The organism is Aeromonas sp. R1-2, assembly GCF_040908505.1.
Lineage (GTDB): Bacteria > Pseudomonadota > Gammaproteobacteria > Enterobacterales > Aeromonadaceae > Aeromonas > Aeromonas veronii.
The window spans coordinates 35269-59092 of sequence record NZ_JBFODU010000034.1; the positions used below are offsets into that span (position 1 = coordinate 35269).

Below are 23824 nucleotides of genomic sequence, written 5' to 3' on the forward strand. Positions count from 1 at the left end.
TTACCCCAACGAGGTGAAGATCCGCTTTATGACCGACGCCATTGTGGTGCTCTGCACCTGCCCAGATCAAACCAGTGCCGACCTTCTCTGCGAGCAGCTGCTGAACCAGCGGCTGGCCGCCTGCATCAATCAACTGCCGGGCGTCACCTCCGTCTATCGCTGGCAAGGCAAGGTGGAGCGCGCCACCGAGATTCAGCTAATCATCAAATCCCGCCAGCCACTCTTTGCCGAGTTGCAGGCATGTATTCAAGCCAATCACCCCTATGAGGTGCCCGAGCTGCTGGCCCTGCCGGTGAGTGCCGGACTACCTGCCTATCTGGACTGGCTCAATGGGGAGACCTCATGACGTTCACCCGCTTGCTCTCTCCCCTGCTGCTGCTCTGCGCCCTGCTGATGACAGCGGTGGGCAGCTCCCCAGCCCACGCCAGCGGCGCCGATCTGCTCAGCTCGCTGGGTATTGAGGCGAATGCCAAGCCCAAATTTTTGCAGGTCGATGAGGCCTTTCAGATCGAGAGCGAACAGCGTGGCGATCAGCTGCTGCTGACCCTCCACATCGCCGACGATTACTACCTCTATCGCCACAGCTTGCGCTTCAAGGGGAACAACCTCACCTTCAGCGAGCCGACCCTGCCGGAAGGCACCGAGCACGAGGATGACTTCTTCGGCAAGACCCGGGTCTACTACCAGCAGGTGAGCATCGCGGTGCCGCTAAAGGAGGTGGGGGAAAATGCTACCCTGCGGGTGCGCTATCAGGGCTGTACCGACGGCCTCTGCTACCCGCCGACCGACAAGCTGATCGATGTGGCCCCGCTGGTCACGGCAACCACAGCGTCCACTACTGAAACGGCACAAAACGTCGCACCAGTGAGTCAGCAGGATCAGCTCGCCGCAGCCCTCGGCCATCAGGGGTTCTGGCTCAGCATCGTCGCCTTCTTCGCGCTGGGGCTGGGGCTCGCCTTCACCCCCTGCGTCTTCCCCATGTACCCAATCCTGACCGGCATCATCGCCGGTGCTGGCCATCGCCTCTCCACCGGCCGCGCCTTCCTGCTCTCCCTGGTCTATGTGCAGGGGATGGCGGTCACCTACACCTTGCTGGGGCTGGTAGTGGCCTCGGCAGGGCTGAAATTCCAGGCGGCGTTGCAACACCCCTATGTGCTGATCGGCCTCTCGGTGATGTTCGTGCTGCTGGCCCTTTCCATGTTCGGGCTCTACACCCTGCAACTGCCGAGCAGTTTGCAAACCCGACTCTCCGGCCTCTCCAACCGCCAGCAGGGGGGCTCTGTAGTCGGGGTCGCCATCATGGGGATGATCTCCGGGCTGGTCTGCTCCCCCTGCACCACGGCGCCGCTCTCGGGGGCGCTGATCTACGTGGCCCAGAGCGGCGATCTCTGGCTAGGCGGGGCGGCGCTCTATGCCCTCTCGCTCGGGATGGGGCTACCGCTGCTGCTGCTCGGCACCTCGGGTGGCAAGCTGCTGCCAAAAGCGGGCGCCTGGATGGATGTGATCAAGCAGCTGTTTGGCTTTGCCCTGCTGGCAGTGCCGATCCTGCTGCTGTCACGGCTCTGGAGCGATCAGATTGCTACTCTCGCCTGGCTCGGCTGGGGGCTGCTGCTGTGCGGCTATCTCTATCACCACAACCAGCACCAGCCCCACTCGGTGGCAAGAAGCGTGCGCGGCTTCGTACTGTTGCTGGCGATGATCAGCGCCGTGGTCGTGGGCAAGGATCTGCTGCAACCGGCCGCTACTGCTGCCGTCACGGCAGATGCCGGTCAAACGGCGCCGCAGTTTATCCGCATCAAGACGCTGGATGATCTCAAGGTGCAGCTGGCCGCCGCCCGCGGCAAGCCGGTGCTGCTCGACCTCTACGCCGACTGGTGCGTCGCCTGCAAGGAGTTCGAGCACAAGACCTTCAGCGATCCCGCGGTGAGGGAGCGCTTCGGCCAGATGGTGCTGCTGCAGGCAGACGTCACTGCCAACGACGATGCCGATATCGAGCTGCTCAACACCCTCAATGTGCTGGGACTGCCGACCCTCATCTTCTTCGACCGCGAGGGCAAGGAGCTGACAGGGCAGCGGGTCACCGGTTTTATGGGGCCTATCCCCTTTGCCAAACATCTCGAGATGGTAAGTGATGCACACTGAGTTGCGTCGGCTGCAGACAAGTGATGCACCTGCCTTGCAGCGGCTGTTCGAGCAGGCCCCCTCCTATCAGGCGGCGGTGAGCAATGACCCTCTCTCTGCACAGGCAGGAGAAGAGGAACTTGTCGCCTGCCCATCCGGCCTGCCTCTCTCCGACAAACATCTCATCGGCCGCTGGGAGCAGGGAGAACTCACCGCTGTCATTGATCTGCTGCGCGGCTACCCCAATCCAGACACCGCCTATCTGGGTCTGTTACTGGTGGGGGAACCCTGGCAAGGGAGTGGCCGTGGTCAGTCGCTCTATCTTCACGCCTGCACGCTGGCAAGCTCATGGGGGGCTACCCGGCTTCGCCTGTCAGTGATTGCCAGCAATGAGAGTGCTCTATCCTTCTGGCTGCGCAGAGGCTTCACCGAGTGCTATCGCCGCGAGCTGGCTGGTTATCGGGCCGAGGCCATCGTGCTGGAACGTTCACTGGAACCGTGAGCCGAGGTTTGCCGCCGCGCATTCGCGTGGCACAATCGCCCCTCTCGTTTTGCACTTGTCCGGAGTTTTGATGAAAAAGTGGTTCATCCCCCTGCTAGCCCTCTGGCTTTATGGCTGCAGTGCAGGGCCCGGTGAAGAGGATATCCGCCAGCAGGTCACCGCCAAGCTGCTGGCCGAGACAGACGCCAACCTGTTCGATATCAGCGACTTCACCATCCTCGGCAAGGAGGAGCGGATGGAGGGGGTCTATCTGGTCAAGGTGAGTTACCAGCTCCACTTCAAGCAGGGGCTCGATCAGTTGCAGGTGTTGCACAACGAGGATCTGGTCTACGACCGGGTTGGCCCCTTCCAGCAGGAGATGGGGCTGATGGAGCTCGAGCGCAAATATGGCGAGTTCGAGGCGGGCCAGGTGCTGCCACAAGAGGCCGAGGTGTGGATGATGAAGGACGAACAGGGATGGCGGCTGGCGGAACCGGCCCAATAAAGGGCTGCCCGCCCCTTACGCACTGCAACGACTGGACTGCCGTTGCCAACCAGCTCAAACCTGGGTATCGACCCGATACCCTTTTCGCTCGGCGGTTTCGCTCGGCAACTTGCTGGCCAACCCTGACAGCACCTCCTTGAGGGTGACCCCGCTCTCTGCCGCACCACTGCTCTCCAGCAGCTTGGTCAGCTGGTTCTGCAAGGGGTTCACCGCTTCGCTTTCGACCCCTTGCTCGCTCTCTTTTCCCTGTCCGCCCTGCTGATCCAGCGTCTCCAGCAGGCGCTCCAGATCCCGCTTGAGCGGGTTTTCGCTGCTGTCGGCGATGGCGAGTTTGCGCTGTTCCTGCTCTTGCCGCTGTTGTTGCTGCAATGCCAACTGTTGCTCCTGCTGCTGTTGCAGGGAGCCCATCATGGTGTTGATGAACGCTTCCAGCGAGTCCCTGATTGAAACAGTGCCACCGCCGCTGCTCTCCCCTTGCGGTGACAGCCCCAGCTCATCCAGCACAGCGCCAAGGTCGCGCACCAGGCTGTCACTGCCCGTTGATGGTGAAGTTGCAGCCCGCTCCTGTGCCTGCACGGCGGGAGAACCCTGCCTTTGCGCCAGCGGGCTGGGCCCGCCTGACGCGACCACATTTATCTCCATCTTGGCCCTCCTCTCCCCGCCCTCTGGCCCTTTTTCGGCAAATATTCCGGCAATCTGACAAACTCTTGCCCCTTGGCAGATAACCGTACTCACACCTAAAAGATAGCGCCAACCGGACGAGATTGGCGCGAATGCATCTTTTGGTCTATCGGGCGGAACGATAGTGCCAACCCGCTATAAACAAGGGCTGGCAAGGGGGCAGGCGTTCAGCCATCACTGCGCTGGCTGACAATGGGGGTCAGAAGATATCCTTGAAACGGTGCCACAGCATCCCCAGCGCCAACAGCGGGGAGCGCAGCGCCGGGCCGCCGGGGAAGGTGATATGGGGCACGCTGGCAAAGAGATCGAAACCTCGGCTTTCGCCGCGGATCGCCTCGGCCACCAGCTTGCCCGCCATATGGGTAGCATTGAGACCGTGACCCGAATAGGCCTGGGCGTAGAGCACGTTGGGGTGTTCCTTCAAGCGGCCAATCTGCGGCAGCCGGTTGGCGCCAATCCCGATCATCCCGCCCCACTGAAACTCGATAGCGGTGCCAGCCAGCTCAGGGAAGACCCGCAGCATCTTGGGCAGCATAAAGGCCTTGATGTCGCGGGGATCCCTTCCCGAGTAGTTGCAGGCCCCGCCGAACAGCAGACGACCGTCGGCGGAGAGGCGGTAGTAGTCGAGCGCCACATTTTGATCGCACACCGCCATGTTTTGCGGCAGCAAGCGCTGGCGCAAGCGGCGATCCAGTACCTCGGTGGCGAGAATGTAGGAGCCCGCGGGCAGCACCCGCCCCCCCAGCTCCGGATTGAGGTCGTTGAGATAGGCGTTGCAGCCGATCACCAGATAGTCGGCGGTGACCCGCCCATGAGCCGTGGTCACCTCGACCTGCTTGCCGTAATCGATATGGGTCACCCGGGAGTGTTCAAACAGGGAAACCCCGAGGCTGGCTGCGGCGCGCGCCTCGCCGAGCGCCAGATTGAGAGGGTGGAGATGGCCGGAGCCCATGTCGATAAGACCGCCGATATAGCGATCCGACCCCACCACGCTATGGATATCTTCCCGCGGCACCAGCTTGAGTTCATGCTCATAGCCGAGGCTCGCCAGATGGTCGAACTCCTCCTCGAAGCCAGCCAGATGGCGTTGACGGGTGGCGAGGTCGCAGTAACCCCAGGTGAGATCGCAGTCGATATTGAAACGCTCCACCCGCTCGCGCACCAGCTGCACCGCCTCCAGCCCCATCAGGTCAAGCTCGCGAACCCCCTCCTCACCAATCCAGCGGGCAAACTGGCTGGTATCGTGGCCGATACCGCGAATAAGCTGACCGCCGTTGCGCCCGGAAGCCCCCCAGCCGATGCGGTTGGCCTCCAGCAAGGCGACCTTGTAACCGGCATCAGCCAGATTGATGGCGGTATTGAGACCGGTAAAGCCGCCGCCGATGATGCAGACGTCAGCCTTGTGCTCCCCCTCCAGCTCGGGCCACTGTTGCGAGTCGTTGCGGGTGGCCGCGTAGTAGGAGGCGACGTGCTCCTGATATCCGTTGTGCTTTCCTGCCTGCATACTCAGCATCCTGCCTTGGTTGCAAATTGTTTAATAAAATAAGCAAAGTTGTTTCGATAATACCCAGTTCCTCCTCCACTCACCAACCGGTGCGGATCACAGAAATGCAAAAGGCGCCCCGAAGGGCGCCTTTTCATGCAATCAAGGTGCTGTAACGAATTACAGTACGTCGATGGCGTTCAGGTCGGAGAATGCTTTCTCCAGACGAGCGATCATGGAAGTCTGACCTTCACGCAGCCATACGCGCGGATCGTAGTACTTCTTGTTCGGCTTGTCGGCGCCTTCCGGGTTGCCCAGCTGGCCTTGCAGGTAAGCTTCGTTCTTCTTGTAGAAGTTCAGCAGACCTTCCCAGGTTGCCCACTGGGTGTCGGTGTCGATGTTCATCTTCACTACGCCGTAGGAGATGGACTCGCGGATCTCTTCCAGAGTGGAACCTGAACCACCGTGGAATACGAAGTCCAGAGACTTGGCCGGAATACCGAACTTCTCGGAAACGTACTTCTGGGAAGCGTCCAGGATGGACGGGGTCAGCTTGACGTTACCCGGCTTGTATACACCGTGTACGTTGCCGAAGGAGGCAGCGATGGTGAAACGCGGGCTGATCTTGGACAGACGCTCGTAAGCGTAAGCAACATCTTCCGGCTGGGTGTACAGAGCGGACTGATCCATGTGGCTGTTGTCGACGCCGTCTTCTTCGCCACCGGTGCAACCCAGTTCCAGCTCCAGAGTCATGTTCATCTTGGCCATGCGGGTCAGGTACTCGCAGCAGATGTCGATGTTCTCTTCCAGAGACTCTTCGGACAGATCCAGCATGTGGGAGGAGAATAGCGGCTTGCCGGTTTCAGCAAAGTGCTTCTCGCCCGCTTCCAGCAGACCATCGATCCACGGCAGCAGCTTCTTGGCAGCGTGGTCGGTGTGCAGGATTACCGGCACGCCGTAAGCTTCGGCAACAGCGTGCACGTGCTTGGCACCAGAGATGGCACCCAGGATGGCAGCTTTCTGACCTTCCAGCTTCAGACCCTTACCGGCGGTGAACACGGCACCACCGTTGGAGAACTGAACGATAACCGGCGCTTTAACCTTGGCGGCAGCTTCCAGTACGGCGTTCACGGAGTCGGTACCAACGCAGTTTACGGCCGGCAGAGCAAAGCCGTTCTCTTTAGCGATGGCGAACACTTTCTGAACGTCATCACCAGTGATCACGCCGGGTTTTACGAAGTCGAAAATTTTCTTAGACATGTTTAATCGTCCTGTCTCGTATGCCGTTAATAAAAAATGGGGGGTTCATCATGAACCGGCACAGCGGGCACATGATAAACGAAACGGGAGGCTTTTGCCCCCCGTTCCGGGTCAATTAGGCTTTGGCGCGCTGTTCCAGAATCGCAACAGCCGGCAGTACCTTGCCTTCTACGAACTCCAGGAAGGCGCCGCCGCCAGTGGAGATGTAGGAGACTTTGTCAGCGATGCCGAACTTGTCGATGGCAGCCAGGGTGTCACCACCGCCAGCGATGGAGAAGGCCGGAGAAGCAGCGATGGCTTCAGCGATAACCTTGGTACCTTCAGCGAACTGGTCGAACTCGAACACGCCAACCGGGCCGTTCCACAGGATGGTCTTGGCGTTCATGATGATGTCAGCCAGGGCCTTGGCAGAATCCGGGCCGATGTCGAAGATCATGTCGCCGTCGGTCACGTCAGAGACGGACTTGATGGTCGCCGGAGTGGACTCGGAGAACTCGGCACCTACAACCACGTCGGTGGTCACCGGAATGTTGGTCTCAGCAGCCAGTTTCTTGGCGGTGTCGATCAGGTCGTGCTCGCACAGGGACTTGCCGACGTTGTGACCGGCAGCAGCGATGAAGGTGTTGGCGATGCCACCACCGACAACCAGCTGGTCAGCGATCTTGGAGAGGGACTCCAGAACGGTCAGCTTGGTGGAGACCTTGGAGCCGCCAACGATGGCAACCATCGGGCGCTCGGGCTTCAGCATGGCTTTGCCCAGCGCTTCCAGTTCACCCGCCAGCAGCGGACCGGCACAGGCGACCGGAGCGAACTGTGCCACACCGTAGGTGGAACCTTCGGCGCGGTGAGCAGTACCGAACGCATCCATTACAAAGACGTCACACAGGGCGGCGTATTTTTTGGCCAGCTCTTCGGTGTTCTTCTTCTCGCCTTTGTTGAAGCGGCAGTTTTCCAGCACAACCAGCTCACCGGCAGCGACTTCTACGCCATCCAGGTAATCCTTGGCCAGGCGAACCGGGCAGGACAGAGCGTCTTTCAGATAGTTGACAACCGGAGCCAGGGAGAATTCTTCGTTGTATTCACCCTCGGTCGGACGACCCAGGTGGGAGGTGATCATCAGCTTGGCGCCCTTTTCCAGAGCCAGCTTGATGGTCGGCAGAGTCGCAACGATACGTGCATCGGAGGTGACCTTGCCGTCTTTTACCGGTACGTTCAGGTCAGCACGGATCAGAACGCGTTTACCCGCCAGATCCAGGTCAGTCATCTTGATAACAGACATATTCAGTCCTCTATATTTTCCAGGTAATGTTAAAAACAGTAACCTTTCGCCCGGGGCAGGCTCAGCCTGCGGCCATCATGGCCCGGGTGGTATCCAGCATCCGGTTTGCGAAGCCCCATTCGTTATCGCACCACATCAACATCTTGACGAGGTTGGCATCGCTCACCCGGGTCTGGGTACCATCAATGATGCAGGAGTGTGCATCATGATTGAAGTCTACGGAGACCAGAGGTTCTTCCGTGTAATCCAGAATACCGTGTAATGTACCTCTGGATGCCCGTTGCAGGGCTTGATTTACGTCAGTAACTGTCACTTTTTTACGAACAGTAATACTGAGATCCATCGCTGTTACATTGATGGTCGGCACCCGCACCGCGATCGCCTCAAACTTGCCGGCGAAGTGGGGCAGGATACGCTCCAGCCCCTTTGCCAGCTTGGTGTCCACCGGAATGATGGACTGACTGGCAGCGCGGGTTCGGCGCAAGTCACTGTGGTAGGCATCGATGACTTGCTGATCATGCATGGCCGAATGAATTGTCGTAATAGTACCACAATTTATCTCGAATTCTCGATGCAATGTTTCAATCACCGGTACCACGCAGTTGGTGGTACAGGAGGCGTTGGAGACGATCCGCTCCGCTCCGGTGAGGGTATGATGGTTGACCCCGTAGACCACGGTGGCATCCACATCCGCATCCGCCGGGTGGGAGAAGAGCACCTTGCCCGCCCCCGCCGCCAGATGCAGCTCGGCATCGGCCCGCGAGCCGAATACCCCGGTGCAATCGAGCACCACGTCCACCCCCAGCGTCCGCCACGGCAGCTTTGACGGATCCCGCTCGGCAAACAGGGAGATGAGATCCTCCCCCACCAGCATGCTGTTGCCCGCCAGTTGCACCGGATGGTGGAAGCGACCGTGACTGGTATCGTAACGGGTCAGGTGCACCATGGCCTCGGGGGCCGCCAGCTCGTTGATGGCGACGATCTTGATGGTCTTGTCGCGCCCGCTTTCATAGAGGGCTCGCAACACGTTGCGACCGATCCGCCCGTAACCATTGATGGCAATCTTGATCATCGAGAATCCGTTTCCTTGAACCAGCAACAGGGCGGCGCACCGGCCGCCCGGGAGCCCCGGCTACGACAGCAGGGCCTCCTTGAATTCACCGCGGGCCAGCAGTGCCGCCCCGAATACCCCGGCACTGTCGCCAAGGGCAGGAGCAATAATGGGGGCTCTGAAGCGGGGATTAAAGAGGAAGGGCAAAATTGTCTGCCGCCCGGCGCTGTAAAGGCTCTGCACATTGCCCACCCCGCCGCCGATGACGATCACATCCGGGTCGAGAATGTTGACCACGTTGGCCAGCGCCTGACCAAACAGCAGGAGCAGCCGGTCGATGGTGAGCTTGGCCACATGATCGTGAGCCGTGGCGGCCGCGATTTGGGCGAGCGAGAGGCGGCGCTTGGCCTTGGCCTCGTACCAGGCCTCCAGCGCCGGGCCGCTGATCAGGGTCTCGACGCAGCCGCGCTTGCCGCAGTAGCACTCGGGACCATCGGGGGAAAGCACGTTGTGGCCCCACTCACCGGCGATGCCGTGGTGGCCGTTGAGGATCTGGCCGTTGATGACGATGCCGGAGCCGACTCCGGTGCCCATGATGATGCCGAACACCACTTTCGCATCGGGATGGTGCTGACGCACTGCACCGAGATGGGTTTCTGCCAGCGCGAAGCAGTTGGCGTCGTTGGCGATCAGTACCGGCACGCCCAGTTTGCGCTCCAGATCCTCCTTGAACGGCTTGCCGTTGAGCTCGGTGGTGTTGCAGTTCTTCATCAGGCCGGTCTGCGGATCCCGCGCCCCCGGCGTGCCCATGCCGATGACGGCCGGGCGCTGGCCAATCTTCTCGGCGCACTCTGCCACCAGCTTGGCAATCTGGCCGATCATGTGGTCATAACCGCCCGCCCGCTCGGTGGGGATGCGGTGGCGCAGCAGTACCTCGTCGCCATCCAGCACCACGCATTCACACTTGGTACCGCCAAGATCGATACCCCAATCCAGTGACTTGCTGCTCATCTTGCCTCCTGCACGGGCGCCACGCTCTCGTCGTCGCGGCGCCATTTTTTAATGTAAAACGGGGCCTGACGGCCCCGGATATCAAACAAACTCTTTTTCTCTCGCCCCAGCTTTAGCGACCGTGGTACTGGGCGGAGAGCTCGTGCACCGCGTTGACGAACACACCGGCGTGCTCCGGGTTCACATCCTGATGGATGCCGTGGCCGAGGTTGAATACGTGGCCATTGCCGTGGCCGAAACCGGCCAGGATGGAGGCGACCTCTTCACGGATGCGAGCCGGGGTAGCGTAGAGCATGGAGGGATCCATGTTGCCCTGCAGCGCCACCTTGTCACCGACCCGGCGCTTGGCATCGGCGATGTCGGTGGTCCAGTCCAGACCCAGCGCATCGCAACCGGTGGCTGCTATCTGCTCCAGCCACTGACCGCCGTTCTTGGTGAACAGAGTGACCGGCACACGGCGACCGTCGTGCTCGCGGATCAGGCCATCGACAATCTTGTGCATGTACTGCAGGGAGAAGTCGCGGTAGTCGCGCGGGGTGAGCACACCGCCCCAAGTGTCGAACACCATGACCGCCTGCGCACCCGCCTTGATCTGGGCGTTGAGATAGGCAATCACGCTGTCGGCCAGCTTGTCCAGCAGCAGGTGCAGGGTTTGCGGCTCCGCGTACATCATCTGCTTGATCTTGGTGAATGCCTTGGAGCTGCCCCCCTCCACCATGTAGGTGGCCAGAGTCCATGGGCTGCCGGAGAAGCCGATCAGCGGCACTTCGCCCTTGAGCTCACGGCGGATGGTGCGCACCGCGTTCATCACGTAGCCCAGCTCATCTTCCGGATCCGGAATGGGCAGCGCCTGCACGTCGGCCATGGAGGTGATCGGACGCTCGAAACGCGGGCCTTCACCCTGCTCGAAGTAGAGCCCCAGCCCCATGGCATCGGGCACGGTGAGGATGTCGGAGAAGAGAATGGCGGCATCGAGCGGGTAGCGGCGCAGCGGCTGCAGGGTGACTTCACAGGCCAGCTCGGCATTGCGGCACAGGGACATGAAATCCCCCGCCTGGGCGCGAGTCGCCTTGTATTCCGGCAGATAACGGCCAGCCTGGCGCATCATCCATACCGGGGTCATATCCACGTCCTGACGCAGCAAAGCGCGCAGGTATCGATCGTTCTTCAGCTCTTTCATCCCAGTTCCTGAGTTCGTATCACGCATAAAATGGCGGCCATAATACCACTTTGCCCAGCCAAGCGGACTGCCCAAAACGTGGCAAATGGGCGCGCGGTTGCAAAGATGTGAAGGGGCGCAAACCTGACCGCCCCGCTTGTAACAAGAAGTGCAAAAAGATTGGCGAAAAGATAAGCGCCTCGTTACCCCTCGCCCGCCAGCGAACGCTCGATCAGCCGTCGGGCGATGGTGCCGTGGGGCGGCAAACGCGGCAGCCGGTCTGCGGCAAAGAAATCGGCAGCCACCAGTTCGTCATCCTGCACCCTGATCTCGCCGCTCTCGTAGTCGGCGGTAAAGCCCATCATCAGGCTGTGGGGGAATGGCCAGGGCTGGCTCGCCACATAGCGCACATTGCGCACCCGGATGCCGCTCTCCTCGAACACCTCCCGCGCCACGCACTGCTCGAGATTCTCTCCCGCCTCCACAAAGCCGGCCAGCACGGTATACATGGGATCGTCCGCCTGATAGTGACGACGATGGGCCGCCAAGAGGATCTCCGGCCCCTTGCGCACCGCCACTATGATGCAGGGGGAGATACGCGGATAGGCCGTGTGGCCGAGGTGGCACACCTGCGCCCACTCCCCCGCCTTCGGAGTCATGGGGGCGCCGCACTCGCCGCAGAAGCGGTGGGTGCGGCGGAAGGTGGCGAGCTGCCAGGCGCGGCCCGCGAGACGAAAGCCCTCTTCGTCTCCCGCCACCATCAGCTGGCGCAGGGGGGCCATGGCGCTCGTGCCGGCCTCGTCCCCCAGATCCAGCAGATAACAGGGCAGTCCCTGCCACTCGTCGAAACGCTCGAAAGGGGCGTCAACCAGCTCAGCCGGCAGACACGCTTTACTGCCCTGTGGCACCTGACCTTGCTGATCGAGCAGTACCAGATGATCGCCCCCCAGCACGAACCAGCGGGCTTGTTCGGTTAATGACATCAGATAAACACTCTCGTTAAAACAAAACCCTGGCTACGGCGGGCCCGCCAAGGGGCAAGCGCCGCGCGAATGACTCCCATCTTACGACCAGCACGGGTCGCTGACGACCCCGCCGTGGCCGATTGTCCCATTCGTAAAAACGGATGGCGCAAATAAAGAGGCCGCCCGAAGGCGGCCCGCTGTTATCCGGTATCCAGTATCCGGCCTCTATCGACGCGGATCAGGCATCGCCCATCGCCAGCAAGGAGGCGTTGCCGCCCACCGCTGTGGTGTTGATGGTGCGGGTCTTCTCGGTAACAAACCGCCCGAGATAGTGGGGGCCGCCTGCCTTGGGGCCGGTGCCGGAGAGCCCCTGGCCGCCGAACGGCTGCACCCCGACCATGGCGCCGATCTGGTTGCGGTTGATGTAGACGTTGCCGACGTTGATGCGGCTCGCCAGCTCCTCGGCGTGGGATTCGTTGCGGCTGTGGATCCCCAGCGTCAGACCGTAGCCGGTGCCGTTGATATCGCTGATCACCTTGTCCAGATCCCGGGTGGCGTAGCGCACCACGTGCAGGATGGGGCCGAACTGCTCCTTGACCAGCTCGCGGATGGAGCCGATCTCCAGTGCGGTCGGCTGGACGAAGTGTCCCTCCATGGTCGCGGCCGGCATCGGCGCCTGCGCAATCAGGCGAGCACGCGGGATCATGTAGGCGAGGTGGGCATCGAGACCGGATTTGGCATCGGCATCGATCACCGGGCCGACGTCGGTGTTGTGCTCGGCCGGGTTGCCCACTTTCAGCTCCTGCATGGCGCCGGTGAGGATCTCCAGCACCCGCTCTGCAATCTCCTCCTGCAGATAGAGCACCCGCAGGGCCGAGCAGCGCTGACCGGCGCTCTGGAAGGCGGCGCTCACCACGTCGCGCACCACCTGCTCCGGCAGCGCGGTGGAGTCAACGATCATGGCGTTCTGACCGCCGGTCTCGGCGATGAGTGGCAGGATGGCGCCATCGCGCTGGGCCAAGGTCATGTTGATCAGCTTGGCGGTCTCGGTGGAGCCGGTGAAGCAGACGCCGCCGATGCGCGAGTCCGCAGTCAGCTTGGCGCCGACGGTAGCACCGTCACCGGGCAGCAGTTGCAGCACGTCGCCCGGAATACCGGCCTGATGGGCCAGTGTCACCGCCAGATGGGCGATAAGGCCGGTCTGCTCCGCCGGTTTGGCGATGACGGTATTGCCGGTGGCCAGCGCCGCGGCGATTTGGCCGAGGAAAATCGCCAGCGGGAAGTTCCACGGGCTGATGCAGACAAACACCCCGCGCCCCTGCAGGAACAGCTCGTTCTGCTCGCCGGTATAACCGGGCAGCAGGGTCGCCTGCCCCATCAGGCTGCGGGTCTGCACCGCGTAGTAGCGGCAGAAATCCACCGCTTCACGCACCTCATCGATGCCATCTTGCAGCAGCTTGCCCGCCTCGCGGGTACAGAGGGAGACAAACTGCTCGCGGTTCGCTTCCAGCAGACCTGCCAGCTTCTCCAGCGCAGCGGCACGCTCGCTCACCGGGGTTTCACGCCAGCGCGGGAAGGCGGCGTGGGCGGATGCCAAAGCCTGTTCCACCGCCTGCTCGTCGGCCCAGTGGATCTTGCCGACGGTGAGGCTCACATCCTGCGGGCTCAGCACGGTGCGTGCCTCGCTGCGCTTGAGGGTCTCGCCATCGACGATGGGGCCCGCCAGCCACTGCTTGCTCTCCAGCTCTTTCAAGCGGGCGAAGAAGGGGCGCTGGATGGAGAGGATATTCATGTTGACGCCGCTGGAATTCTTGCGGTCGGTGAAGAGGTTCACCGGCTGCGGAATGCGGTCGTTGGCAAAGCCGGAGTAGCGCTTGAGGGTGCGCAGCGGATGCTCGGCCAGCGAGTCCACCGGGGTATTGGGATCCACCAGCTTGTGAACGAAGGAGGTGTTGGCCCCGTTTTCCAGCAGGCGGCGCACCAGATAGGGCAGCAGATCCTTGTGGGCGCCGACCGGCGCATAGATGCGACAGTGCAGGCCGGGATTGTCGTTCAGCACGGCGTTGTGCAGCTCCTCCCCCATACCGTGCAGACGCTGGAATTCAAACTGGCGATCACCGGCCATCTCCAGAATGCTGACCACGGTATTGGCATTGTGGGTGGCAAACTGGGGGGCGATAAAGCCGCGAGTCGGCTCGCTCAGCAGGTAGCGGGCGCAGGCGAGGTAGGAGATATCGGTGCCCGCCTTGCGGGTAAACAGCGGATAGCCGGGCAGGCCCGCCTGCTGGGCATATTTCAGTTCGCTGTCCCAGTAGGCGCCTTTTACCAGTCGCACCGGAATGAGGTCACCCTGCTCGCGGGCCAGCGCGGTGAGCCAGCAGAGTACCGGCAGCGCGCGCTTGGAGTAGGCCTGCACCACCATGCCGAGCTTGCCCCAGCCACGGTTGGCATCGGAGCGGTAGAGCTGTTCGAACAGATCCAGCGACAGCTCAAGGCGGTCCATCTCCTCGGCATCGATGCTGATGGCCACATCCTTGTCGCGGGCCAGACGCACCAGCCCCACCAGCCGCTCGCACATTTCGCCGAGCACCCGTTCGCGGTTCGCCACGTCATAGCGTGGATGCAGCGCCGACAACTTGATGGAGATGGAAGGGGCCGGGCCGCCGTCGCTGATCCGCTCGTTGCCCACCGCCTCGATGGCGTTGCGGTAATCGGTCAGATACTTGTCGGCATCCTGCATGGTCAGTGCCGATTCACCCAGCATGTCGTAGGTGTGGGTGTAGCCCAGTTCGCGGGATTTGCGGCTCGCCTTGAGCGCCTCCTTCATGTCGCGTCCCAGCACGAACTGCTTGCCCATGATCTTCATGGCGGCATACATGGCAGAGCGCACCACCGGCTCCCCCAGCTTGTTGACCATGCGCCCCAGCAGGTTGGCCGGGTTGCCGTCGAGCTTCTTGTCGAGCTTGATAATCTTGCCGGTCAGCATCAGCCCCCAGGTGGAGGCGTTGACCAGAGTAGAGTCGCTCTTGCGGAAATGAGATGACCAGTTGGCGCCGGAGAGCTTGTCCTTGATCAGGGCATCGGCGGTCTCGGCATCGGGAATGCGCAGTAGCGCCTCGGCCAGACACATCAGGATGATCCCCTCCTGGGTATCGAGGCTGTACTCCTGCAGGAAGGCGTCGATACCGTCACCGGAGCCGCTCTCCTTGCGCACCTTGGTCACCAGGGTACGGGCACGCTGGGTCACCTGCTCCAGCGAGGCGCCATCCCCCGGCAACATGGCCGACAGTTCGGCCAGATAGGCATTTTCATCCACCACGTAGTTTTGGGTGATGGCTTCGCGCAGGGCGGCCAGATCGGAGGGGATATAGTCAGCGGCAAGCACTTGAGTAGCTTTGAACATATGGGGTCTTCCTGTACGCCCTAGGGCTGATATCGACAAAGGCGGACGCGCCGCCGAAACGCCGATAATGTATACAATGTTGCACCCTATATGAAATGAATTTGTTGCCAATCTTTAACAAAGATCGCTCATTCCCCCCATGAATTCCCTTTTGAAGCCAATACACCAGGAAGCGTGAGGGTCATCTGACTTCATTTTGTATACGATCTGCCACTGCCTCTCTATCGCAAAGCAGTCACGCATTCCGCCCAATGCGCCCCAAAAAAGAAGGGCCGCCACGGCGACCCTTCTCAGCAATTCATTCAGCCAAAGGCTGTCAGTTCATCCAGCGATCGCCGCGGCTGCGACGACGGGGCAGCATGGGCAGCAGGATGCCAAGCAGAATACCGGCCCCCACCATGGCACCACCACGGATAAACCAGTCCATCTGCATGTCGTGCTCCTGGTTGTCGTAGCTCTGGGTCAGGGCATCATTCTGCTCTTTGAGATTGCTCATCTCCTCACCCTGACTGACCAGCTGAGCCTTGAGGGCGGCGATCTCCTTGCTCTGGGCAGCGATCTGGCCATCCTTCTCGGTGAAGCGTTTCTCGTTGTCACCGTTAAGGTTCTGCAATCGATCTTTAAGCTCATCGCGCTCTTTTTCCACCTGGGGCAGACGCTCGCGCAGGCTGATCTGGCTCTGCAGTTCGCTGTTCTTGATCCACCCCTCGCGGCCACGACCGTCCACCACCTGGGTGAAACCGGCCTCGCTGTTCACCGCCTTTACCTCCAGCGGTTCACCAGCCTTGACGCTGCCAAGGATCCGGTACTGGGTACCCGGGCCATTGTGGATATAGGTAAAGATGTTGTCTGAAACATAACGGGTATCGGCCAGTGCCTGTTGGGCACACAAGCAGATCAAAATCCCGAGAAGGGCGCGCATGGTCGATCGGTTCTCTTTTTCAGGTTTGGACAAGAGGTTGAATGTTAAGCCGCCAGCAGGTTAAAGGACAAGCAAAGAAAAAGCACCTCCCCCGGGATAATACGCGCAGAGTTGCGAGTCACCTCGCAACTTGCCCATCTGCGGCCTCACTTGTTTTTCAGCTCCTGCACCTCGCTGCGCAGGGCGCGGATCTCCCGCAGCAGCTCCTCTTGCTGGTTGTTGTAGTGATGACGCCACTTGTCGGTCTCGCCATCCCCCTTGTTGGGCTGCAAAAACAGGCTGGCCATAAAACCGCTGATGGCACCGAACAGACCGACCCCGAACAGGATCAGCAGGCTGGCGACAAACCGCCCCTCCTCGGTCTTGGGCACCAGATCCCCGTAACCCACTGTCGAGAGGGTCACCAGCGTCCACCAGAACGCGTCATAGGGTGTCTCAATCTGGCTGCCGGGCTGGCCTGACTCAATCCAGTACATGACGCCGGAGCCCACCCCCAGCAGCAGGAAAAAGAGGAACAGGATGCCGGAGAGAGTGGTCTCGTTGCGCTCGCGACGGAACATGGCCCAGAGATCCGGGTGCTCCTTGAACAGCTGATAGACCCGCCACAACTGGATCAACCGCGCCCAGCGCAGCTGCTCCGCCATCGGCAGGCTACCCGGCAGATAGATCCAGTTGGCCTTGAAATAGGCCTTGCGATCGGAGGCCCGGATCCAACCATAAGCAAAGTGCGCGAGGAAGAAGTAGCAGATCAGACTGTCGAGGTCATAGAAGAGCTGCAGAGTCTGTGGTGTCAGGCTCTCATGGCCCCACCAGCGGGCCGTCACCAGCACAACCGAGATAATCGACAGAAATGCCATCAGCAGATCCATCGCCCGCAGATGAGTTAAGTGATGTCGCATACATTTTCCAACTTTAAGCACAGAGCAAATTAATAAAAGAGAAGATAATGCCGATAGTCCTGAGGGCAAAGGAAAAAACGGCTTTTAAAAGGAGAATGACAATGCAGCTGAACCTGCTGGAGAAAAGAATGAGCAACATCCGGTTGGTACCCAAAGTGGTGCTGCTGATGGTGTTCAGTACCCTCCTGCTACTGACAAAACTCTGGTTTGACGCCAACAATCTGGAAGCGACCCTGCTCAGCGAAGGGCTCGATCCCGCCAAGGCGGATGCGATCTCCAATCGCCTGCTCTGGACCGGTCTGATGGAGACCGCCATCATGGGGCTGCTGTTCGTGATCCTGCTGCTCACCGGCTCCCGCCTGATGGTCAAGCAGGTGCACTATCTGGTGGGCCTGCTGGAGCGCTTCGCCAAGCGGGACCTCAGCCACAAGGTACTGCTCAAGTCTCGTGACGAATTCGGTGACATCGCCAAGGCGGTCTCCCACTCGCAGGAGAACCTCAAAGAGGTGTTTGGCAACCAGCGCGCCGCCTGCAAGGAGCTCAACGACATCGCCTCCCAGGTGACCCTTTGCATGGAAGAGGCCAACGAAGCGATCAACGAAGAGTTCACCCAGATCGAACAGCTGGCCAGCGCCATGAGCCAGATGGTCGGCGCCATTCGCGAAGTGGCCGCCCATGCGGATCAGGCCTCTCACGCCACCGCCGAAACCAGCCAGCTGGCGGAAGAGGGGAGCCGCTGCGTCGCCGAGACCGTCAGCACCATAGACACCCTCTCCGGCAACATCCAGCGCTCCGCCACCGTGGTCAACGAGGTGGAGCAGGGGGTCGAGCGCATTGGCTCTGTGGTCGACACCATTCGCGGCATCTCGGAACAGACCAACCTGCTGGCACTAAACGCCGCCATCGAAGCGGCTCGCGCCGGTGAAGCAGGTCGTGGCTTTGCCGTGGTGGCCTCCGAAGTGCGCGAGCTGGCCAACCGGGCTCAGGCCGCCACCGTCGAGATCCAGAAGATGATCGAACAGCTGCAGGGCAATGCCCATCAGGCTGGCGAGCTGATGGCCCAAAGCGTACAGCAGGCCGACAAGGGGGTGGAACAGGTGACCCAGGCCGGTACCCAGCTCGCCACCATAGTGCAGCGGGTACAGGGTGTCGCCGACATGAACCGCCACATCGCCGCCGCCTCCGAGCAACAAAGCTCGGTCGCCGAAGAGATGCGCGGCAATCTGGAGCAGGTCAAGCAGATCGCCGAAGGCTCCGTCGTGGTGCTGCGCGAACTGCAAGAGGCCTCCGAACTGGTCGAGCAGCACAGCAAGGAGCTCGACAGCCAGATCCAGTCCTTCAAGCTCGCCTGACAGCTTTCCTTTGTCGGGCATGACCGTCATTATGCCCCGCCACCGCTCTGGCCATAAAAAAATCCGAAACCTGTGGTTTCGGATTTTTGCTATTCAGCATGTGGCAGAGCGGGGTTATCCCCTCGCCTGCCACATCGGCAGCACTTACTCGGCAGCCATGCGGGCTTCGATGTAAGCCAGTGCGCGGTCGATACGAGCGAGAACACGCTCTTTACCTACCAACGCCATTACCGCGTCGATAGCAGGAGACTGACCCAGACCGGTGACGGCTACGCGCAGCGGCATACCAACCTTGCCCATACCCTGACCCAGTTCGGCAGCGGTCGCTTCAATCAGTTCGTGCAGCGCTTCGGTGGTCCAGCTATCCAGTGCAGCAAGCTTGGTCTTGGCCAGAGCCAGCGGCTCGGCAGCGACACCACGCAGGTGCTTCTTGGCAGCCGCTTCGTCGATCGCCTCAAAATCTTCGAACAGATAGCGGCTCTGGGCAGCCATCTCAACCAGGGTGTTGCAACGCTCGGCCAGCAGAGTGACCACGTCGGCCAGTGCCGAGCCATTGCTGGTGTCGATCTTCTGGTTTTCCATGTGCCATGCCAGATGCTTGGCCACATAGGCCGGATCCAGGCTGCGCATGTAGTGGTTGTTCAGCCACAGCAGCTTGTCGGTGTTGAAGGCAGAGGCGGACTTGGAGATGGCATCCAGGCTGAACAGCTTGATCATCTCGTCGAGGCTGAAGATCTCCTGATCGCCGTGGGACCAGCCCAGACGCACCAGATAGTTCAGCAGCGCTTCCGGCAGGTAGCCGTCATCGCGGTACTGCATCACGGAGACAGCACCGTGGCGCTTGGAGAGCTTGGCACCGTCGTCACCCAGGATCATGGAGACGTGGGCAAACTCCGGCACCGGCGCGTTCAGCGCCTTGTAGATGTTGATCTGGCGCGGGGTGTTGTTGATGTGGTCTTCACCACGCACCACGTGGGTGATCTCCATATCCCAGTCATCGACCACTACGCAGAAGTTGTAGGTCGGCGCGCCGTCGGTACGGCGGATAATCAGATCGTCCAGCTCGGTGTTGGCGAACTCGATGCGGCCACGGACATGGTCATCGAACACCACAGAACCTTCGGTCGGGTTGCGGAAGCGGATGACGTGCGGCGCATCGGCCGGGTGGTCATGGGCGTGGTCGCGGCACTTGCCGTCATAACGGGGCTTCTCGCCGTTGGCCATCTGGCCTTCGCGCAGTGCTTCCAGACGCTCTTTGGAGCAGTAGCACTTGTAGGCGCGGCCATCGGCCAGCATCTCGTCGATCAGACCGTTGTAGCGATCGAAGCGCTTGGTCTGGTAGTAGGGGCCCTCATCCCAGTTCAGCTCCAGCCATTCCATGCCCTCAATGATGGCGTCGATCGCCTCCTGAGTGGAACGTTCCAGGTCGGTATCCTCAATACGCAGCACGAACTCACCGCCCTGGTTCTTTGCAAACAACCAGGAATAGAGTGCGGTACGGGCACCGCCGACATGCAAAAAGCCGGTCGGGCTGGGAGCAAAACGGGTTTTGACTTTCATCTTTAAGCCTTGTGTAGAGGGCCTTGGGCCAATTCGTTAGAAAAAACCGTCGCATTTTAGCACCGACAATCACGGATGGGAAAACCATGACGCCATTGCGGGCTAAAGTAGGGGATTAAATTTACTGGCGGGGCGCTTGCCGCCTGATATTTGAAGGGGATCGCAAAACAGAAGTTCTATTTCCTATTTGCTACAACCACTGTCGGCTTCGGTCGATATCCAAATAACACCGCTACTAAAAAGGAAGAGACGATGCAGTTCCGTTCTATCCAGAATCGCATTCTAGTGATGGCCGGGATCGCCATGACCGCAGCCCTGGTCATCCTGATCCTGCTCAACCAATACTCCGGCCAACAGACCCAACAACTCACCATCAGCTCCAGCCGTGAAGCGCTGCAGCAGGAGGCATGGCAGAAAGTCAGCGCCAATGCCCGCGCCGAGGCGGCCACCATCACCCAACTGCTACAAAAGGCATTGGCATATGACCAACAACTTGCAGGAGTGGTTCAACTGGCCATTTCCAAGGAGCTACCACTGACGCGCCCCAATGTTGTTGCGCTAATGAAAAAGACGTTGACCACAGACCCTCAGATATATGGCGTCTTGGCGGGATTTGAGCCCAATGCACTGGACGAGCAAGATAGTAATTATGTCGGCCAGAAGGAGCTGGGCAGTGACAGTAATGGCCGGTTTGTTCCCTATTACTACCGTGATGGGGGGTCTATAGGCACAGACCTGCTTTACTCCATTACCAAAACGGATACCGACAGCTTCGGTAACCCAGCCAACGACTATTACAGTTGCCCCCAACAGCATAAAAGTGCATGCCTTATCGATCCCTATGTATTTGATGTCAATGGCAAGCAAGTCATGCTGAGTACCATCTCATCCCCACTGTTTATTGACGGAGACTTCAAGGGGATCATCGGCGTCGATCTTGAGGTTACTGCCCTTAACCAGCAGGCCAAGAGTCTCAACAACAACATCTATGATGGCCAAGGGGAGACCCTGATCGTCAGCGCAGCTGGTGTGATTACAGGTACCAGCGGCAATGACATTATGCTGGGCAAGCATGCCAAAGAATTGTTGGGCAACAACTGGAAACAGTACCTGCAACAGCAGGAGCAACGTGAAGAGCTCAACGACAATCTGCGTATTTCCGTCCCCATCATGGTGCCGGGAATGAGCCGCAACTGGGCCATCATCGTCACCCTGCCCTACAAGGTGGTACTGGCGGGGGCCGATCAGCTGGAGAGCCAGCTGAGCGACATGAACCAGGCAGCCATGACCCAGCAATTGGTGGGCGCCGTTATCGTACTGGTGCTGGCGCTGGCCACCATGCTGGTGATTGCCCGCAGCATCACTGGCCCCATCCGTCAGATGGTCAGCCTGGTGGATGACATCGCCGATGGTGAAGGGGATCTCACCAAACGCCTCACGACCCGCTCGGTGGATGAGCTGGGGGATCTCGCCAAGGGGATCAACCGCTTTATCGACAAGCTGCAAGGGCTGCTCGGGGATGTGCTCAAGACTGCCAGCGAGGTGAACCGCTACGCCGGTGATACCGATCGCATCGCCGGCCAGACCGACAACAACCTGCAGCACCATCAGGCGGAGATGGAGCAGATGCTGACCGCGGTGCAGGAGATGTCCTACGTCAGTCAGGAGGTCGCCACCCACGCCAACAACACCGCCGACTCGGCCAAACAGGCGCAAGGCGCAGCCGATCAGGGCAAGGAGCGCTTCCAGCAGGTGATCCAGTCGATGCACAAGGTCGCGGCAGAAGCCGGTAAAGGGGCCGAAGTGGTGGAAGGGCTGGCTCACGACAGCGCCCAGATCACCAGCATCCTCACCGTCATTCAGGGGATTGCCGATCAGACCAACCTGCTGGCTCTCAACGCCGCCATCGAGGCTGCCCGGGCTGGCGAACAGGGCCGCGGCTTTGCGGTGGTGGCCGACGAGGTGCGCAAACTGGCGGGCAATACCCAGCAGGCGGTACAGAACACCCAGGAGTTGATAGAGAAGATCCGCCTCAGCTCCACCAATGCAGTCAACGCTATCACCCAGAGCCAGCAGCTGACCCATCAGGCGGTGGGCGAAGCGGATCTGGCGGAAGAGGCGCTAGGCAGCATCTACCAGGCCATCTCCACCATCAACGACATGACCTATCAGATCGCCTCCGCCGCCGAAGAGCAGAGCTCGGTCTCAGAAACCGTCTCCGGCAACCTGTCAAAAACCAACGCACTGGCCAACGACATTGCTCAGGATGCGACCGAAACGGCCAAAGCCAGTCAAGCATTGCGTCAGGCGGCCGACAAATTGCAGCAATTATTGGGTCAATTTCGTCTCAGCTGATAATTTTCCGCCTCAGGACTCTCCCCCTCGGGGGCGAGTCCGTTTACCATAGGCGGCGAAATTTGCCTGATGGCAGGCAATGCAGTGAGAGGTAAATGCCGTGCCCACCCCGGACCGTCGCCCACGTGGCCATAACAGACGAGCCCAGCAGCGTCGCAAAGACGAATCACAAGTATCCCTGCTCCATCGTATCAATGCAGCAACAGAGTCCTTGCGCCAACGATTTGGCAAAAATGAGCAGCAGCCCGCCCCGCGCAGCCAGAGTGCCAGCACCGGCAAATTCAAGCTGAGCAGCCCGCTGCCGCGCAAGAACACCATAGGTCTGCTGATCCTGATCCCGCTCTGGTTGCTGGTGCTGGCCTGGGAGCCGGCACCATCCGCCCCCAAAGCAGCCCCTTCCGGCTCACTGGAAGTGCCGCTGGCCGTGCCTGCTCAAGCTCTAACTGTCGGCAATGGCGTGGCAGGCAGTGCGCCCGCGGCAGCCAAGCCGGTCGAAGAGAAGGTCAACGGCACCTGGCTGCAACACGATGTGCAAGCGGGTGAGACCCTCTACTCCATCTGGCGTAAATTCGAGTTGCCGGGTGCCGAGCTGAGCCGCCTGATCGCCATCGAGGGGCCGGATCGCCCCCTGACCCGCCTGCAATCGGGCCGCTCTATCTTCATCCTGGTGGACGACACCCGCCGCATCCAGCGGGTGGAGATCCGCTCCTACGGTCAGGCGGTTTACCGCTACGACCGGCAGGGCGAAGGGTTCGCCCTCAAGGAATAACAAAACGGGAGGCGCTGGCCTCCCGTTTTTTTCAGTCAAATATCTTCAAATAAGCTACTGACTTCACAATATTTTTAGCTTGTTCAAAAAACGAAAGGGGTCAAATTGACAAGGATCGGCGCTAACGTACAATCGTTTGTGCTTTAGACAGGGATTGTTCTACGTGCTACTGGGACAAAGAGACGTGGTCAGTCATGAGCCAACCCCTGCTTGCAAGGCAAATGCAGCCCAGCACGGGCTTAGTTTCATTTTGTTATTGATAGGATTTAGCACATGTCTGACATTCGCACCGGCCAAGTAAAATGGTTCAACGAAACCAAGGGTTTTGGCTTTATTGAACAATCCCAGGGTCCGGACGTATTCGTTCACTTCTCCTCCATCCAGAGCACCGGTTTCAAAACCCTGGCTGAAGGTCAAAAAGTCCAGTTCACTGTGACCCAGGGCAAAAAAGGCCCTCAGGCTGAAAACGTTACTCTGGTCTAAGCCCGCGCCAGTGAATCATACAGGAGGAGCCAAGGCCCCTCCTCTTTTTTGCCCGCAATTCTTCCTGCCAACCACCTTTCCCTCG

The 23824-nt window shown here is 60.3% G+C and carries 20 protein-coding genes; 8 read left to right on the forward strand and 12 right to left on the reverse strand.

Annotation, left to right across the window (positions count from 1 at the left end):
- The first annotated feature begins 28 nt into the window (after nucleotides 1–28).
- From cutA to AB5Y76_RS13665, 4 genes are all read left to right on the forward strand, one after another.
- Nucleotides 29–346, forward strand: coding sequence for a divalent-cation tolerance protein CutA (cutA, locus tag AB5Y76_RS13650; protein ID WP_139733334.1), 318 nt, complete (start codon nucleotides 29–31; stop codon nucleotides 344–346).
- Nucleotides 343–2142 (forward strand): protein-disulfide reductase DsbD, encoded by a 1800-nt coding sequence (locus tag AB5Y76_RS13655; RefSeq protein ID WP_263718631.1) that lies wholly within the window; start codon nucleotides 343–345, stop codon nucleotides 2140–2142. The genes cutA and AB5Y76_RS13655 overlap by 4 nt, the downstream gene beginning before the upstream one ends.
- The gene (locus tag AB5Y76_RS13660) at nucleotides 2132–2623 is read left to right on the forward strand and encodes an N-acetyltransferase (RefSeq protein ID WP_064335563.1); all 492 of its coding nucleotides are present in this window, start codon (nucleotides 2132–2134) and stop codon (nucleotides 2621–2623) included. The genes AB5Y76_RS13655 and AB5Y76_RS13660 overlap by 11 nt, the downstream gene beginning before the upstream one ends.
- A gap of 70 nt (nucleotides 2624–2693) precedes the next feature.
- The gene (locus tag AB5Y76_RS13665; RefSeq protein WP_263718628.1) at nucleotides 2694–3107 is read left to right on the forward strand and encodes a hypothetical protein; all 414 of its coding nucleotides are present in this window, start codon (nucleotides 2694–2696) and stop codon (nucleotides 3105–3107) included.
- Between the two features lie 54 nt (nucleotides 3108–3161).
- On the opposite strand, the gene AB5Y76_RS13670 is transcribed toward AB5Y76_RS13665, so the two are convergent.
- The 11 genes from AB5Y76_RS13670 to AB5Y76_RS13720 all read right to left on the reverse strand — a co-directional run bounded on the left by AB5Y76_RS13670 (nucleotide 3162) and on the right by AB5Y76_RS13720 (nucleotide 17220).
- The gene (locus tag AB5Y76_RS13670) at nucleotides 3162–3749 is read right to left on the reverse strand and encodes a hypothetical protein (protein ID WP_263718626.1); all 588 of its coding nucleotides are present in this window, start codon (nucleotides 3747–3749) and stop codon (nucleotides 3162–3164) included.
- Between the two features lie 238 nt (nucleotides 3750–3987).
- Nucleotides 3988–5292, reverse strand: a complete 1305-nt coding sequence (locus AB5Y76_RS13675) for an FAD-binding oxidoreductase (RefSeq protein ID WP_263718624.1) — start codon at nucleotides 5290–5292, stop codon at nucleotides 3988–3990.
- Nucleotides 5293–5451: 159 nt separating this feature from the next.
- Complete coding sequence (fbaA, locus tag AB5Y76_RS13680; RefSeq protein ID WP_005335434.1) at nucleotides 5452–6531, reverse strand: class II fructose-bisphosphate aldolase; 1080 nt, start codon at nucleotides 6529–6531, stop codon at nucleotides 5452–5454.
- 115 nt (nucleotides 6532–6646) lie between these two features.
- Nucleotides 6647–7810, reverse strand: coding sequence for a phosphoglycerate kinase (locus tag AB5Y76_RS13685; RefSeq protein ID WP_005335436.1), 1164 nt, complete (start codon nucleotides 7808–7810; stop codon nucleotides 6647–6649).
- 61 nt (nucleotides 7811–7871) lie between these two features.
- On the reverse strand, nucleotides 7872–8882 hold the full coding sequence (gene epd / locus AB5Y76_RS13690) for an erythrose-4-phosphate dehydrogenase (protein ID WP_263718620.1): 1011 nt from the start codon (nucleotides 8880–8882) through the stop codon (nucleotides 7872–7874).
- A 60-nt stretch (nucleotides 8883–8942) separates the two neighbouring features.
- Nucleotides 8943–9872, reverse strand: a complete 930-nt coding sequence (locus AB5Y76_RS13695; protein ID WP_263718618.1) for an ROK family protein — start codon at nucleotides 9870–9872, stop codon at nucleotides 8943–8945.
- A gap of 112 nt (nucleotides 9873–9984) precedes the next feature.
- Complete coding sequence (gene hemE, locus AB5Y76_RS13700) at nucleotides 9985–11052, reverse strand: uroporphyrinogen decarboxylase (protein WP_005335440.1); 1068 nt, start codon at nucleotides 11050–11052, stop codon at nucleotides 9985–9987.
- Nucleotides 11053–11234: 182 nt separating this feature from the next.
- A complete protein-coding gene (gene nudC, locus AB5Y76_RS13705; RefSeq protein WP_263718615.1) occupies nucleotides 11235–12014 on the reverse strand; it encodes an NAD(+) diphosphatase in 780 nt (259 codons plus the stop codon).
- A 220-nt stretch (nucleotides 12015–12234) separates the two neighbouring features.
- Nucleotides 12235–15399, reverse strand: a complete 3165-nt coding sequence (gene putA, locus AB5Y76_RS13710; RefSeq protein WP_263718613.1) for a bifunctional proline dehydrogenase/L-glutamate gamma-semialdehyde dehydrogenase PutA — start codon at nucleotides 15397–15399, stop codon at nucleotides 12235–12237.
- A 316-nt stretch (nucleotides 15400–15715) separates the two neighbouring features.
- A complete protein-coding gene (locus AB5Y76_RS13715; protein WP_005335443.1) occupies nucleotides 15716–16321 on the reverse strand; it encodes a TIGR04211 family SH3 domain-containing protein in 606 nt (201 codons plus the stop codon).
- Between the two features lie 146 nt (nucleotides 16322–16467).
- Nucleotides 16468–17220, reverse strand: a complete 753-nt coding sequence (locus tag AB5Y76_RS13720) for a potassium channel family protein (RefSeq protein WP_005354446.1) — start codon at nucleotides 17218–17220, stop codon at nucleotides 16468–16470.
- 101 nt (nucleotides 17221–17321) lie between these two features.
- Here AB5Y76_RS13720 and AB5Y76_RS13725 point away from each other — a divergent pair, with 101 nt between their 5' ends.
- Nucleotides 17322–18572 (forward strand): methyl-accepting chemotaxis protein, encoded by a 1251-nt coding sequence (locus tag AB5Y76_RS13725; protein ID WP_263718608.1) that lies wholly within the window; start codon nucleotides 17322–17324, stop codon nucleotides 18570–18572.
- 144 nt (nucleotides 18573–18716) lie between these two features.
- On the opposite strand, the gene gltX is transcribed toward AB5Y76_RS13725, so the two are convergent.
- Nucleotides 18717–20132 carry a glutamate--tRNA ligase gene (gene gltX / locus AB5Y76_RS13730; RefSeq protein WP_368177742.1) on the reverse strand — a complete coding sequence of 472 codons (1416 nt, stop codon included), beginning with the start codon at nucleotides 20130–20132 and terminating at the stop codon, nucleotides 18717–18719.
- A 252-nt stretch (nucleotides 20133–20384) separates the two neighbouring features.
- On the opposite strand from gltX, the gene AB5Y76_RS13735 reads away from it, so the two are divergent.
- From AB5Y76_RS13735 to AB5Y76_RS13745, 3 genes are all read left to right on the forward strand, one after another.
- Nucleotides 20385–22487: a methyl-accepting chemotaxis protein gene (locus AB5Y76_RS13735; protein WP_263718603.1), complete on the forward strand. Its 2103-nt coding sequence runs from the start codon at nucleotides 20385–20387 to the stop codon at nucleotides 22485–22487.
- 100 nt (nucleotides 22488–22587) lie between these two features.
- Nucleotides 22588–23256 (forward strand): LysM-like peptidoglycan-binding domain-containing protein, encoded by a 669-nt coding sequence (locus tag AB5Y76_RS13740; RefSeq protein WP_263718601.1) that lies wholly within the window; start codon nucleotides 22588–22590, stop codon nucleotides 23254–23256.
- A 273-nt stretch (nucleotides 23257–23529) separates the two neighbouring features.
- Nucleotides 23530–23739 (forward strand): cold-shock protein, encoded by a 210-nt coding sequence (locus tag AB5Y76_RS13745; RefSeq protein ID WP_005338972.1) that lies wholly within the window; start codon nucleotides 23530–23532, stop codon nucleotides 23737–23739.
- Nucleotides 23740–23824: the final 85 nt, after the last annotated feature.

Excerpts from the sequence above, each read along its gene's own strand:
- cutA (WP_139733334.1), top strand. The coding sequence starts at position 29 with ATGACCGACGCCATTGTGGTGCTCTGCACCTGCCCAGATCAAACCAGT.
- AB5Y76_RS13655 (WP_263718631.1), top strand. The coding sequence starts at position 343 with ATGACGTTCACCCGCTTGCTCTCTCCCCTGCTGCTGCTCTGCGCCCTG.
- AB5Y76_RS13660 (WP_064335563.1), top strand. The coding sequence starts at position 2,132 with ATGCACACTGAGTTGCGTCGGCTGCAGACAAGTGATGCACCTGCCTTG.
- AB5Y76_RS13665 (WP_263718628.1), top strand. The coding sequence starts at position 2,694 with ATGAAAAAGTGGTTCATCCCCCTGCTAGCCCTCTGGCTTTATGGCTGC.
- AB5Y76_RS13670 (WP_263718626.1), bottom strand. The coding sequence starts at position 3,749 with ATGGAGATAAATGTGGTCGCGTCAGGCGGGCCCAGCCCGCTGGCGCAA.
- AB5Y76_RS13675 (WP_263718624.1), bottom strand. The coding sequence starts at position 5,292 with ATGCAGGCAGGAAAGCACAACGGATATCAGGAGCACGTCGCCTCCTAC.
- fbaA (WP_005335434.1), bottom strand. The coding sequence starts at position 6,531 with ATGTCTAAGAAAATTTTCGACTTCGTAAAACCCGGCGTGATCACTGGT.
- AB5Y76_RS13685 (WP_005335436.1), bottom strand. The coding sequence starts at position 7,810 with ATGTCTGTTATCAAGATGACTGACCTGGATCTGGCGGGTAAACGCGTT.
- epd (WP_263718620.1), bottom strand. The coding sequence starts at position 8,882 with ATGATCAAGATTGCCATCAATGGTTACGGGCGGATCGGTCGCAACGTG.
- AB5Y76_RS13695 (WP_263718618.1), bottom strand. The coding sequence starts at position 9,872 with ATGAGCAGCAAGTCACTGGATTGGGGTATCGATCTTGGCGGTACCAAG.
- hemE (WP_005335440.1), bottom strand. The coding sequence starts at position 11,052 with ATGAAAGAGCTGAAGAACGATCGATACCTGCGCGCTTTGCTGCGTCAG.
- nudC (WP_263718615.1), bottom strand. The coding sequence starts at position 12,014 with ATGTCATTAACCGAACAAGCCCGCTGGTTCGTGCTGGGGGGCGATCAT.
- putA (WP_263718613.1), bottom strand. The coding sequence starts at position 15,399 with ATGTTCAAAGCTACTCAAGTGCTTGCCGCTGACTATATCCCCTCCGAT.
- AB5Y76_RS13715 (WP_005335443.1), bottom strand. The coding sequence starts at position 16,321 with ATGCGCGCCCTTCTCGGGATTTTGATCTGCTTGTGTGCCCAACAGGCA.
- AB5Y76_RS13720 (WP_005354446.1), bottom strand. The coding sequence starts at position 17,220 with ATGCGACATCACTTAACTCATCTGCGGGCGATGGATCTGCTGATGGCA.
- AB5Y76_RS13725 (WP_263718608.1), top strand. The coding sequence starts at position 17,322 with ATGCAGCTGAACCTGCTGGAGAAAAGAATGAGCAACATCCGGTTGGTA.
- gltX (WP_368177742.1), bottom strand. The coding sequence starts at position 20,132 with ATGAAAGTCAAAACCCGTTTTGCTCCCAGCCCGACCGGCTTTTTGCAT.
- AB5Y76_RS13735 (WP_263718603.1), top strand. The coding sequence starts at position 20,385 with ATGCAGTTCCGTTCTATCCAGAATCGCATTCTAGTGATGGCCGGGATC.
- AB5Y76_RS13745 (WP_005338972.1), top strand. The coding sequence starts at position 23,530 with ATGTCTGACATTCGCACCGGCCAAGTAAAATGGTTCAACGAAACCAAG.